We start from the raw sequence: 12,741 nt of genomic DNA on the forward strand, positions 1-12,741 counted from the left end.
CATCTTTCTGGACCAAGTATAAGCGTTTCGCCAGTACCGAAATATTGCTTTATGTAATTATGATTGTCGGGATTATATTAGGGATAATTATTTTTAGTTAATTACCGCTTTTTACAAGTACCACATTATATTCATCGGCATCAACCACCGCCTGGAAAAAATCAACCACATCCGGATAAATAGCTTTATTATAGGTGCCGCCGATAAGCTGGAACTTGCGCTTATAAGTTAGTTTGTCGCCCTTTAATTCCATAGTTGCTGTGAAGTTTCCAAATGGTTTATCCAGCTTTTCGTTTAGTACCATCTTTTCAAGGCGGTAGCCTTTTGGAATGGTGTAGGTAATTTCGTCGTTGTCAGTATATCCTTCATTAAAATAAACATCCGTTGTGCGGTTGCGGACCTGCCGCGGCACATACCCTTTTCGATTAATGGGGTTTAGAGAGAAGTATATTTTTCCATCATTTAAAGTCGCAAAATCCCTGGCATGTAGTTTTAACTTTTCTGTTGTTGCGGGGTCGAAGCTTTTATCCTGGTTAAGTTCAAAATCATCAATATCCATGTTGTTAATTTGGTACACTCTTGGCAATATTTTATATTGCTCCATTTTGGGTTCTTTAAGGAAATAATCGCGATCTGTATACTGAACTCCTTTAAAAATTGTCGACATGGTTCCGGACAATTCACCATCATCACTTATAGAAAAGTCGGCTTTCCGATTTCTTAAATTGGTTTCTACTGTATATTTTGGCGTGTGCAACAACTTTCCACCTTCAGGGGTAACAGCAAGTACAGTACGGTCATCAGTGAAGTCGCCAAGGTAGCCGAATGGTAAGGTTTGACTTGTGCAATCTGCCCAGGTGGTATCGTTTTTAAAAGGAACGCACAAAATTATATGGTTGCCCTGCATACACGGAAAGTCGTGCGCAAAACTAATCTTGTAATCGGCGTCGGCTTCAACTTCGCAATAATATGATTCAATATTGACTGCTTTTAGCAGGGCTCGCGTGTAATTTACCAGCGCTTTGCAGTCGCCATAGTTTTGCCGGTCAACATCCGATGCAAGGAATGGCTGCCAGCCGCCTACACCAACCTGCACACTTACATAATGTGTTTTGGATTGCATGTACTCGTATATCTTTTTTGCCTTTAATTTGGGGTCGGAAATGCTGGCTGTTAGGTTTTTTACGTATTGGATTGTTTCGTAAGGTAGTTCATCACGTTTGGCCACCAGGTTATCGTATTCCCATTTGCCGAGTTCTTTATAATTTGTAAAAGAGCCGGCCATGCCGTAGTAAAGAAATTTTTCGGGAGCTATTTTAACGGAGCTAAGATAGTCGTCATCGTTTGGGTTTAACGGCTCGTCTTTAACCGCTTTTATTCCCGACATCTGCCAATAATAACTTTTTAATCCCTGGGCATTACTACTGATGTTTACTTTACCCGGCATATTAATTTCTTTTAGCCTGATTTTAAAATCAGGTTTGCATAAAAATGTGTAAGAACTTTTTTCGAGCGCGACGCCGAAATGCGGATTTGGTTCCCATCCGGGTATATATAACGTTTGTTTTAAACGCTGCTCGTATTCATAAACAACAGTGTAAGGGTATTCGCTAACTACTGGCCTGTAGCTTTTAATTTTGGTGTCTAAAAACAGCGAGAACCCGTCCCATGCATTTGCCTCATCAAAATCACTTTCCGAAATTTTTTTAACTGTAATTCCGAAACTGTTGTAAATTATCCCTTTTATGTATTTAATAGAAGTGCTTTTATCATGATCAACGTAAAGATTAGCCATCTGGTCACCATTTTTATTTAAAACAGTTATGGCTTTTTTTACGTGATAAACCATATTATCCAAATCCTTCACCTCGATGGTCACCTCTTCATTTCGCACTACCGAACTTGCGTAGGGCAGCAATTCCTTAGGTATAAGGCTGGCGTCATAATTTTGTTGTGCATTAACAGAAACCCAGCATACAGTTAAAAAACCTGCAATAATAAATCCTCTCATCATTTCTTCTTCAAAACCATTTCGGTTTTTTGCGACTGTATAATTTTATTGTAAAACTCTTTTATGCTTGGGAATTCTTCGGTGCCATAAACCGATTTGTTAAATTGGGTAAGATAAATGAAACTGAACGAGTTGTCACCCGGTTCGTAACTGCTGATGTACTTACCTCCATTATTGGGTATAGATATTGCCATAGTTTGCGGCGGGGTGTCGACCATATAGCCGGCGGGCAGGTGCACAGTTATTGCATAACGGTCTTCTGATGCCATGCCCATATCGATAGGGAAGGAGCGCTCGTTTAATTTGAAGGGATTGGTTGTCATTCTGTGTATATAATACGGGCTAAATGTCGCCTTTTTGGTTTCGCCCAATTTATCATAAACTTTTATTTCAACATCATATTGCTCTACCACGGGCATATCAAGGCTGTCGAGGTTGCGAACCTCCGACTTCGTGAATTTCCATTTCGGCAATTTACCGTTCAGGTTTTCAACATACTCATCAATACTGTTGAATTTCTTAATGGCCACTCTTCTTTTATAGGCTTCGTAGCCTGTTGAGTAGTTTACTAACGTACCCTTCAATTTGCCATCATCCTGTAGGGTAACATCGAGTATGTAACTGCTTTTTTCGCGCTGGGGCAGGCTCATATCCATAAAGTACGATGGTTTGTCAAGGCTGAATACCCTGCCTTTGTCGTTGAGGCACTTAAACGGCAGCACACCAAACGGCAGCAGCGGGTCGGTAGCATCCAGTAAATAGGCCTGGTCGCCAATATTAACCTTGGCAACCACATAGTCAAAATCGCCAATTACAGGGTAGAGGGTATTCAAAGCCCCATTGTCGCGGGTTGATAGTAAAACTACTTCAGTATTTAAACCAGCCGTGCTTAAGGCAGTGGCAAGGGAAAGGTTTATATCAGCAATATCACCGCTATGCTTGTCAATAGCTTTGCTTATGCTTTCGCTATAAATAGACCAGAAGCCATCCCATTTAAACCATTTTTGCCAGTGTTGATAAATTGCTTTGGCTTTTGCCAGATCATCCGGTTTTCCGGCTATTATCGCTGCAACCTTGTCTTTAAGTAATCCTTTCCGTTTCAGCTGCCCACCGAAATTTGGTTCAGTTTTAAGTGAGTAGTCAATATCCCGCCACTCTTTGGTTTCTTTATGTTTGGAGCCATCGTAAGGGCTTTGCCAATCCACCAACTCAAAATTTATAGCCGACAGAAAGTTTTTTGGCGAAGTCATGTAATCATCTTCTTTAAACGCGGGTATATCCGCCATACCGTAATTTATAAGCGAACAATCGGCTTTGGCGCCACGTGCCTCAAAACAAGTCGATTCAACAGAAGATGTATTTTTAGTAAGCTTTAAATAACCTTTAATGGAAGCATTAAAGTTGAAAAACGCCGGGATGTGTACTTCGTATTCTGAATATAGTTTTGGAATATCATCCTGGAACTCCCACGACCTCAATTTGTACCAACGGAATGATTCAACACGGTATTTATACTCTATAATACAGCCGTCGCGCAACCCGGGCATGGCAAATTTATGGCTTGCCCAGTATTTATTTTCTTTCACAGGATAAACCTTTTTGTCTTCAAGCTCGGCTTTTTGTGTAAAGCCGTTATCATCCTTGTAGTAGGTTACGCCTTTTATGTTCGACACGTCTTCGTAAGCATCGTTTTTATCGTTACTGTAAAGCATTATTTTTACCGTGCCCTTATTAAAAGCCTTGGCATCAAATATTTTTATTTTAACGTGATATTCGTAAAACTGCTTAAGATTGTCATCACTGCCAATATTTATACTCGATTTACCGAACTCCTGTAATACAACCGCATGCGCAGAAGTATCCTTGGCGTAGTTTTTCATATTCATTTCTTCGGTGGTTACTGCACCGAAAGGGAAATCCTGGGCTGAGGCGAAAGCAAGTGCGTTGAACAGGAAAAACAGGATAAGTAAAGGTCTTTTCATTCTTTAAAGTGTAAATCAAATTAGGAAGCTACAAATTATAACTTTTATCTTAGAAATTAAATAAATTTAAAAATTTATAGTTACAGTTCTTTTTAACACTTTTGCGACCTTTGCCAAACTGATTGAAATTACCGGTAAATTACCCAAAAAAGGGCAGTTTGATTTGTGTACATTCAAACCGGCAAATAATAGCTTTTTTAAAAATGAAATTAAACTTAAAACGCCCTCTTGCATTTTTCGACATCGAATCGACCGGAACAAATATCGGGGCAGACCGTATTGTCGAACTATCTGTTATCAAATTACATCCTGATGGCAGCGAGGAGGTGAAAACCTGGCGCGTAAACCCCGGTATGCCCATTCCCCTTGAATCATCACTGGTACACGGCATTTATGATGAAGATATAAAAGACGAACCTCTTTTTAAAGATATAGCAGCACTTGTTGCTGAATTTATTGATGTAAGCGACCTTGCCGGGTATAACTCTAATAAGTTTGATATCCCAATGCTAATGGAGGAGTTTTTGCGTGCAAATGTTCAGTTTGATTTGGATAACCGCCATTTTGTGGATGTGCAAAACATATTTCACCAGATGGAGCAACGCACCCTTAAGGCTGCTTACCAGTTTTACTGCGATAAACAAATAATAAACGCCCACTCTGCCGAAGCTGATACCCGTGCCACTATGGAAGTGTTGCTGGCCCAGATAGCCAAATACGAAGGCGTAGAATGGGAGGATAAAAAAGGCGCCCGCAGCAAGCCCGTGGTAAATGATGTTGAAGCGCTGCACCATTTTACCAACCTGAACAAGCCTGTTGATTTCGCCGGCCGTATGGTTTACAACGAAAACGGTGAGGAAACCTTCAATTTCGGCAAGCATAAAGGCAAAACGGTGGAGGATGTATTGAAAATTGAGCCAAGCTATTATTCGTGGATGATGCAGGGCGATTTCCCGCTTTACACCAAACGCAAGCTGGAAGAAATACATAACCGCTGGAATGCCAAAAAGAACGCCGAGCGCATTGCCAGGCAGCAACAGCAGCAAACTGCGCCAAAACCACAGGAACCTGTAACTGAAATAAGGCCGTCCGAAAATCAACCAAAACGCGAGTTTCACAAACCCGACCATACGCGCACAAACAACTATCAAAAACCGGAAAATAAACCGTTTAAAAAGAAAGACGATGCTCCTGCTGTGCCGGTAAACGAGGATATGCTGAAGTTGCTCGCTGATAAGTTTAAGAAGGGGTAAGAAGTCCGGAAGTCGAAAATAGAGCTGAACAAGGGCCCAAACGTTAGTCGAAATAGATCCAGTACCGACCGATAAGCGTTCCACTTTTCACAACGGAACACCCGGAACGCTTTGGAACATGTTGGTTATCAGATATTTTACTTTTAGTTAAAGGGTAATCTTCTGATAATCAAATGTTACGATATTTACTGTTATGAGCATTGCTGTAATTTGCTTGTAATCAATATGTTACTGTTTTCTAATTAATTAAAATTACAGATGGAGCTGACCAGGGGGTAAGAATCTTTTTGATTGGTCTTATTTTCTACCGTTTCGCCGACACGTGAAAACATTGCATCATTGCTGGGTTCCCATCAATCGCTATTGCTCAAAAAAGAAATATTTCTTTTCAAACCGCTAAACTTTGTTCGCTTCACCGCTGAGTTTTTAAATACTTTCTGAAAAACGTCTTCGGTTATTTCCTCCCAGTCTTTTTTGTTTAATTGTAGCAAATCGGCGTGGGGAGCAAAGGATGGTTCAGTATTCAGTACAGAAAATTTGTTCCAGGGGCACACATCCTGGCAAACATCACAGCCAAACATCCAGTTATCCATTTTGCCGCTGAATTCTTTTGGGATTTCATTTTTTAGCTCGATGGTTAAATAGGATATACACCGGCTGCCGTCAACAATATAGGGCGCAACGATGGCTTCTGTCGGGCAGGCGTCGATACAGCGGGTACAGGTGCCGCAATGGTCGGCAGTAGGGGCAACATCATAGTCCAGTTCGATATCAACAATCAGTTCCGCTAAAAAAAAGAAGGAGCCAACCTTTTGATTGATCAGGTTTGTGTTTTTCCCAATCCAGCCCAAACCTGCTTTTTTTGCCCAAGCCTTGTCAAGCACCGGCGCCGAATCAACAAAAGCCCGGCCGCCAACTTCACCAATTTTTTCGTTTATTGTTTCAAGCAACTGCTTTAGTTTTCCCTTTATTACATGATGGTAATCAGCGCCGTAAGCGTATTTTGATATTTTAGGGCCCGAGGCGTCTACCTGTGCATCTTCAGTATAATAATTAAGCCCTAAGGAAATAACCGACTTTGAACCATCCACCAGTAAACGAGGGTCCAGCCGTTTATCAAAATAGTTTTCCATGTATCGCATTTCGCCATGCATGTCTTTTTTTAGCCACGCTTCCAGTCGTGGTGCTTCTTCCTCCAGGAAATCAGCCTTAGCAATACCGCAAAATATAAAGCCAAGATTTTTGGCTTCATCTTTAATAAGTTGGCTATATGCTGATTTGTTTTGTTGCATCAGCCACAAAGATAATACAAAACAAAATTGAAATACGGCGGTTCATTTTAGTCGATATTTAACCTTTGTGATATTTTTTATCACAAATAAGAATGTTTTTTAATTGTGGTGTAGTTATTGATATGAAAAAAGTAGATATGCTTCAGCTGATAAACAATTTGCCGCCTCACGTTGCCGGACTGCACGCGTTTGCCGAAGTTACTGAAACGGACTATGAGGAAGCACTTATACCAATTATTGATGAGGTGCTTAAAACAAACCGTAAGATAAATTTTGTGCTGGTGCTCGAAACCGACATCAGGAATTTTGTATCAGGTGCATGGTGTGGTAATATTAAGATAGGATTTAAATATTTTTTTAAATGGGGCCGTGTGGCTTTGGTTACCGATCAGCAGGGTGTGCTGGGCTACAGCGATCTTTTTAGGTACATCATTCCCGGTAAGTTTGAATATTTTCCGCTGGATGAGCTGGACAGGGCAATTAAGTGGGTGTCGTTAAAGTAAGCGGCAATATTGCTGCACTAAACAAAATCTAAGGGACGAAATTATTTTTGGTCAAAGAAGCCCACCTGTCGTAAAAATGCAAACTGGTCGAAATAATCTGACTCCTTTACTATTTTGCCATTTTTTATTGCGAAGACAGCGCAGTAATTCAGCATATATTTCTTCCCCTTCATATACTCCGGGGTGCCGGCCTCCGGATTTGAAAGCGTGCCGCCCGAGGTATATTCAACCACCACATTATCACCTGCATTTATAACACTCAGCACTTTGTAAACCAAGTCCGGGGTCGACGAAAAATAGCGCGTATAGGCTTCTGTCACGCCTGCGGCGCCAATTTTTGCTCCTTCCCAGTTTGGTGATAACACTTGCGCATCGTCTGAATATCCCGCGGCTATGCTTTTTACATCATGTGCAATTAATGCTCTAAAATGGTCGTCAATTAACCGGGGTGTTTGAGCACTGGCGCGGGCACATGCAACAAGCAGGGCCAAAACCAATATTGATTTGATTGCTGTTTTCATGCATTAAATATACATACTGCGCTACAAAAAAGGCCCGGTTAACAATGCAAACCGGGCCTTTTTTTAAAAAATCCCCCTTTAGGGGGTAGGGGGCTAAAAACTGTGCCTTAAGCTATTGCTGAATGTTTTTGTAGTCCAGTAACCGCTATCCAATATACGACGAACGGTAAGCAGCGGATATTCCGCATCGCGTTTGTCGGCTAACTGAAATGCCAGTTTGAAGTGATATTTGTTTAGCTCTGGTAATACCGGTTTCTTCCAAACACCAAACGGAAAGGCGAAGTATTCGATCTTTTTGCCCGTGATTTCTTCAAGCTTCTGTGTAGGTTTTGTTATCTGTACATTCCAGTCGTCCTTTTTAGGATTCGGATCATGTTTATACCTGTCAACACGATGGTGGTCCCAGGTGTGGCTGGCTATCACGCTGCCCTCGTCCGAGAGCTGCTTAACCTGTTCTTTGGTCATGTAATGCGGGCGGCCAAGCGATACGGTCATGATAAAATAAACGCCTTTGAAGCCATATTTTTTCAGCTCAGGGCGAGCTATTGTAAACTGGTCTTCGTCGGTGTCATCAAAAGTAAGCATAACAGGCTTACTTGGCAACGGCGTGCCTTTTGTAAGGTAAGCGTATAACTGGTCGGGTAATATGGTATGATAACCGCTATCCGCCAGCATTTTAATATGGTCCTTAAAAGATTGTACAGGAATGATGTAATCTTTGGCAGTTTTCGAATCTTTCGGCCGCCAGTCGCGTATCTGGTGGTAGCAAATAACCGGAACCTGTTTGCGTGCCATTATAGCGGTTGCATTACCTTGAGCAGAAGCAGCGAAGCCTAATAAACACAGGCCCGCAGCACTAAAAAGTTGTTTTATCATAATATATTTTTCAGAGGTATTAAATATTCAAACCGGGGCAAAAGTAATATTTTTTTCTTTGAGTTAATTGCCAGGATTGGAGATTAGATGGAAGAAATTGGTAAAAGTTTAGACTGTGGAAAGATTTATGAAGTCCACTTCGTTTTTTTTATTTTTTTCAAAGACCTTTTCAATGGCTTCGCTGTTTTAAAACTCAGTAGGTCTGATGTATTAATCTTTTAAATTACTCAATCATGCGGCGCTGGACGTTACATTGTTGTATCTGCCTGTTAACGGGGAATAAATAGATAACTAAACCTATATTTGATAAAAAACAACTAATAACAGATTGGCCGATTCGTTGGATAGGTTGCACCCCCTGGAATATTTTACAAAAGCAGGAAAATTGTTGGCAAGCAATAATTTAAATGAGGCTTCATTTATTTTTTACTTAGGTAGTCTAAGATATCGTTATTACAATTCAGTAAATCCAAGTTATAAAGAAAGTGAAGACGGTGCATTGTTTGCGTCATTGAATTATGCAGTCGGCGAACCGTTTTATATGTTTTTAAAAGCCAATGTAAACAATTACATAAGCATAGTTAAAAAAAGTATCGACTGGTATTCAAGCCATGAATACAAGTTTTATGTGGATAGTAAAAGCAAAGAAAAATATTTATCGACAGCAAAGGACTTGAATGAGATGATGGCCAACCTGGAGAAAAACAAAGATAAGTATGGAGAAACCTGGGCTAAAGAGAGGCAGGACTCCGAAAAAAACTTTGATGACAGATTAAAGGAACTTGATAAACAGCTGAATAATGCCGCTCAGCCGACAAAACAATAATTGATAAAGTATGGCTTATGGCGTTGTGTCATAAGTCATACTTTATCAACCGGTAACTATTACAATACTATCCGCTTTCCCTCCTTTATCGATCGCTTTGCCGCATCCAGTATCTCCATCACTATCATGTTGTATTTTAATGATGACCGGTCGTCATCAGCGCTGATAGTTTTATTTAGAAATGCATGGAAATAGGTGGTTGCATCATCATTTGGCGCTATTAATTTAGGTACGTTTCTAACGCTCCTGGTATTTTCGCGCATGCGCATTACCAGGTTGTCGCGGTCTACAGCGTGCAAATAGCCGGTATTGCCAAATACTTCCATGTCCTTAATGCCAAATGGCCAGTTCCATGATGCTTCTATTTGCCCCGTGGCAGTGGGGTATTCAACAATGATGGTGGCATCGTCTTCCACTTTTGGATAAACGGCCGGTTTATAATGACGGGCAATGGCGGTTACCGCAATTGGTTTCTGGCCGTGCATTAGCCAGGTCATCAGGTCGGCGCCATAGCAGCCAAAATCGTTCAGCGCACCAGCCCCGTTCAAAATCGGGTCGGTTAGCCAGGCTAAAAACTCGGGGCTGCAGCCTATTTCTTTCGGTCCCTGGTGCCCATCATGCACTACCATTTTATGAATAGCGCCTATACTGTCTTTAGCGATAAGATCATAAGCCGCCTGTAACGATGGGTGCCAGGTAGTTTCGTAATTCGTTAAAACTGTGGTGTGGTATTTATTGGCGAGTGCTTCCATACGTTTGGCTTGTTCCAGCGTAGCTGCCAAAGGCTTTTCAACCATAACCGGGATACCCAGGGGGGCACAAACCTCAACCACATCCACGTGGTTGCCAATTGCGTTATAGCCCAGCACTATTGCCGGTTTACGCTTGGCAACCATCGTTTTCAAATCCCCGAAAAATAAAGAATCAGGTACATGAAACTGCTTGCCGTACTTCTCCCATAAATGTTTGTTGGGCTCGGCTATACCCACAAGATTGATACGACCTTTGGCATAATCGTTTAAGATGCCATAAATATGGTCGTGGTTCAAGCCTGCAATACCAACTTTTGGGCCCGGTGCCTGCGCATGCAAGTTCAATGCCAACCCGCAGATTATTGCAGTAAAAAGGGTTGAAATTCTATTTTTCATTTGATAAAGAATAAGGAACATCGCTTGCTTTAACACCACGTTGCTTATTTGGCGTTGCCGACATGTTATAATTAATAACGCCGCCCTGCAATAACGCTTTATGGCTCAGCCAATTTAAATCATAAGGTTTACCATTAAAGTTCATGGTATTAATGTACAGGTTGCTATCGCTGTTGTTTGGCGCGTTGATAACTACTTTTTTACCATTCTCGAGGTTAATGGTCAGTTTTTTAAATAGTGGCGCTCCAAGTACATACTGATCAACTGCCGGGCAAACAGGATAAAATCCCATTGCCGAAAATACATACCATGCCGAAGTTTGGCCATTATCTTCATCCCCGCAATAACCATCTGGTGTTGCTTTGTATAGTTTATTCATTACGTCGCGTACATGGTATTGGGTTTTCCATGGTTCGCCTGCATAATTGTACAGGTAAAGCATGTGCTGTATAGGTTGGTTACCGTGTGCATATTGCCCCATGTTTACGATCTGCATTTCGCGAATTTCGTGGATCACTTCGCCGTAATAGCTGTCGTCAAAAATCGGTGGCAGTATAAATACCGAATCAAGCTTGGCTACGAATTGCTTTTTGCCGCCCATCAAATTTACGAGGCCCTGTATATCATGAAATACGCCCCAGCTATAGTGCCAGCTGTTACCTTCGGTAAAGGCATCGCCCCATTTAAAAGGATTAAAAGGCGTCTCCCATGAGCCATCCTGGTTTTTACCGCGCATCAATCCGGTTGATGGGTCGAAAAGGTTTTTATAGTTCATGCTGCGTTTTTTGAAGATATCAATCTCAGCGGCAGGTTTGTTTAATGCTTTGCCCAATTGGTAAATGGCAAAATCGTCGTAAGCATATTCCAGCGTACGTGCAGCGTTTTCGTTTATTTTAACATCATAAGGCACATATCCCAATTTGTTATAATATGCAACACCTGTACGGCCTGTTCCTGCCGGGCCTTCACCGTTGGCGCCGTGCACCAACGCTTCATATAGCGTATTTATATCGTAGCCTTTGCCGCCTTTTATATAAGCATCAGAAACTACCGAAGCAGAGTTGTTACCGATCATTACGTCTGAATAACCGGGGCTGCTCCACTCAGGCAGCCAGCCGCCTTCTTTATAGTCGTTAACAAGGCCTGCTTGCATCTCTTTATTAATGGATGGGTAAACCAGGTTAAGGAAAGGATATAACGCCCTGAAGGTATCCCAAAAGCCCGTGCCGGCAAACATATAACCCGGCATGGTTTTCCCGGTGTATGGGCTGTAGTGAATTATTTGATTATTCGCGTTAACCTCGTAAAGCTTGTTCGGGAAGAACAGCATGCGGTAAAGGCATGAGTAGAAGGTGCGTGTTTGGTCAACCGAGCCGCCTTCAACGGTTAAGCGGCTTAAAGTTTTGTTCCATACATCTTTTGCTTTTTGCTCGGTAACAATAAAGCTATCTGTTCCCTGTTCTCTTTTCAGGTTGATTTCGGCCTGCTCTATGCTTACAAACGAAGAAGACACCCGTAAGTGTACCTTTTCTCCATGGGCAGTCTTGAAGCCAATTGCTGCCATAACGTGTTTGGCATGCAGTTCCAGCGAGTCAGTCGCGGTGCTGTCGCTGTAGGTTTTTCCAAAGGTTATCGCCTTATCTACATAAATAACAAAATAGTTTTTAAAGTTTTTTAGCGGACCGCGGGCGTATTTAGTTGAATAACCAACAATCTTCCGCTCGCCGGGGATAACTTTGATATATGAACCTTTATCGAATGCGTCAATTACCACATACGAACTATCGTTTTTAGGATAAGTAAACTGAAATTGCGCGGTGCGCTCGGTAGGGGTTAGTTCAGCCAGTATATCATGGTCGGCAAGGTAAACGCTGTAATAGTACGGTTTCGCGACCTCGGCCTTATGCGAAAACCAGCTGGCACGACCATTTTGAGATACCTTTAAATGCCCGGTAACCGGCATAACGGCAAACTGCCCGTAATCATTCATCCAGGGCGATGGCTGGTGGGTTTGTTTAAAGCCGTTTATTTTATGCGCGTCATAGGTGTATTGCCAGCCGTCGCCCATTTTGCCTGTTTGCGGTGTCCAGAAGTTCATGCCCCATGGCAAAGCAATGGCAGGGTAGGTGTTACCGTTTGATAAATCGTACTTTGAATCGGTACCCATCAAAGGGTTAATGTAATCAACAAGCGAGGACTGTTTACCTGTTTGTGCGGACACGAAAATAGGGAGCAGCAGCGATAGTGCTAAAAGGATTTTTTTCATCAATAGTCAGTCAAATAAATTATCCTGTAAATATAAAAGACCGATTGGATAACCGGTCTTTTA

The 12,741-nt window shown here is 41.8% G+C and carries 10 protein-coding genes; 3 read left to right on the plus strand and 7 right to left on the minus strand.

Annotation, left to right across the window (positions count from 1 at the left end):
• Window positions 1-97: 97 nt before the first annotated feature.
• Complete coding sequence (locus NAF19_RS19115; RefSeq protein WP_252791935.1) at window positions 98-2,014, minus strand: DUF3858 domain-containing protein; 1,917 nt, start codon at window positions 2,012-2,014, stop codon at window positions 98-100.
• Complete coding sequence (locus NAF19_RS19120) at window positions 2,011-3,993, minus strand: DUF3858 domain-containing protein (RefSeq protein ID WP_252791936.1); 1,983 nt, start codon at window positions 3,991-3,993, stop codon at window positions 2,011-2,013. The genes NAF19_RS19115 and NAF19_RS19120 overlap by 4 nt, the downstream gene beginning before the upstream one ends.
• A gap of 203 nt (window positions 3,994-4,196) precedes the next feature.
• Between NAF19_RS19120 and NAF19_RS19125 the strand changes: the two genes are divergently transcribed.
• On the plus strand, window positions 4,197-5,246 hold the full coding sequence (locus NAF19_RS19125; RefSeq protein ID WP_252791937.1) for a 3'-5' exonuclease: 1,050 nt from the start codon (window positions 4,197-4,199) through the stop codon (window positions 5,244-5,246).
• A gap of 353 nt (window positions 5,247-5,599) precedes the next feature.
• On the opposite strand, the gene queG is transcribed toward NAF19_RS19125, so the two are convergent.
• Window positions 5,600-6,538, minus strand: coding sequence for a tRNA epoxyqueuosine(34) reductase QueG (gene queG / locus NAF19_RS19130; RefSeq protein ID WP_252791938.1), 939 nt, complete (start codon window positions 6,536-6,538; stop codon window positions 5,600-5,602).
• Window positions 6,539-6,660: 122 nt separating this feature from the next.
• Between queG and NAF19_RS19135 the strand changes: the two genes are divergently transcribed.
• Complete coding sequence (locus NAF19_RS19135; protein ID WP_252791939.1) at window positions 6,661-7,041, plus strand: SpoIIAA family protein; 381 nt, start codon at window positions 6,661-6,663, stop codon at window positions 7,039-7,041.
• Window positions 7,042-7,082: 41 nt separating this feature from the next.
• Here the strand turns inward: NAF19_RS19135 and NAF19_RS19140 are convergent, their stop codons facing one another.
• Window positions 7,083-7,562 carry a nuclear transport factor 2 family protein gene (locus tag NAF19_RS19140; protein ID WP_252791940.1) on the minus strand — a complete coding sequence of 160 codons (480 nt, stop codon included), beginning with the start codon at window positions 7,560-7,562 and terminating at the stop codon, window positions 7,083-7,085.
• A gap of 93 nt (window positions 7,563-7,655) precedes the next feature.
• Window positions 7,656-8,438 (minus strand): polysaccharide deacetylase family protein, encoded by a 783-nt coding sequence (locus NAF19_RS19145; RefSeq protein WP_252791941.1) that lies wholly within the window; start codon window positions 8,436-8,438, stop codon window positions 7,656-7,658.
• Between the two features lie 328 nt (window positions 8,439-8,766).
• On the opposite strand from NAF19_RS19145, the gene NAF19_RS19150 reads away from it, so the two are divergent.
• On the plus strand, window positions 8,767-9,264 hold the full coding sequence (locus NAF19_RS19150) for a hypothetical protein (protein WP_252791942.1): 498 nt from the start codon (window positions 8,767-8,769) through the stop codon (window positions 9,262-9,264).
• Window positions 9,265-9,323: 59 nt separating this feature from the next.
• Here NAF19_RS19150 and NAF19_RS19155 read toward each other — a convergent pair whose 3' ends face one another.
• Both NAF19_RS19155 and NAF19_RS19160 read right to left on the minus strand, forming a co-directional pair.
• Window positions 9,324-10,412, minus strand: coding sequence for a Gfo/Idh/MocA family protein (locus NAF19_RS19155; RefSeq protein ID WP_252791943.1), 1,089 nt, complete (start codon window positions 10,410-10,412; stop codon window positions 9,324-9,326).
• On the minus strand, window positions 10,402-12,678 hold the full coding sequence (locus tag NAF19_RS19160) for a GH92 family glycosyl hydrolase (protein ID WP_252791944.1): 2,277 nt from the start codon (window positions 12,676-12,678) through the stop codon (window positions 10,402-10,404). The genes NAF19_RS19155 and NAF19_RS19160 overlap by 11 nt, the downstream gene beginning before the upstream one ends.
• Window positions 12,679-12,741: the final 63 nt, after the last annotated feature.

Origin of the sequence: Mucilaginibacter flavidus, from assembly GCF_024055575.1 — a bacterium.
GTDB classification, from domain to species: domain Bacteria; phylum Bacteroidota; class Bacteroidia; order Sphingobacteriales; family Sphingobacteriaceae; genus Mucilaginibacter; species Mucilaginibacter flavidus.

Coding starts and splice junctions, on each gene's coding strand:
- NAF19_RS19125 (WP_252791937.1), top strand. CDS start 4,197: ATGAAATTAAACTTAAAACGCCCTCTTGCATTTTTCGACATCGAATCG.
- NAF19_RS19160 (WP_252791944.1), bottom strand. CDS start 12,678: ATGAAAAAAATCCTTTTAGCACTATCGCTGCTGCTCCCTATTTTCGTG.
- NAF19_RS19115 (WP_252791935.1), bottom strand. CDS start 2,014: ATGATGAGAGGATTTATTATTGCAGGTTTTTTAACTGTATGCTGGGTT.
- NAF19_RS19140 (WP_252791940.1), bottom strand. CDS start 7,562: ATGAAAACAGCAATCAAATCAATATTGGTTTTGGCCCTGCTTGTTGCA.
- NAF19_RS19135 (WP_252791939.1), top strand. CDS start 6,661: ATGAAAAAAGTAGATATGCTTCAGCTGATAAACAATTTGCCGCCTCAC.
- NAF19_RS19120 (WP_252791936.1), bottom strand. CDS start 3,993: ATGAAAAGACCTTTACTTATCCTGTTTTTCCTGTTCAACGCACTTGCT.
- NAF19_RS19155 (WP_252791943.1), bottom strand. CDS start 10,412: ATGAAAAATAGAATTTCAACCCTTTTTACTGCAATAATCTGCGGGTTG.
- NAF19_RS19145 (WP_252791941.1), bottom strand. CDS start 8,438: ATGATAAAACAACTTTTTAGTGCTGCGGGCCTGTGTTTATTAGGCTTC.
- queG (WP_252791938.1), bottom strand. CDS start 6,538: ATGCAACAAAACAAATCAGCATATAGCCAACTTATTAAAGATGAAGCC.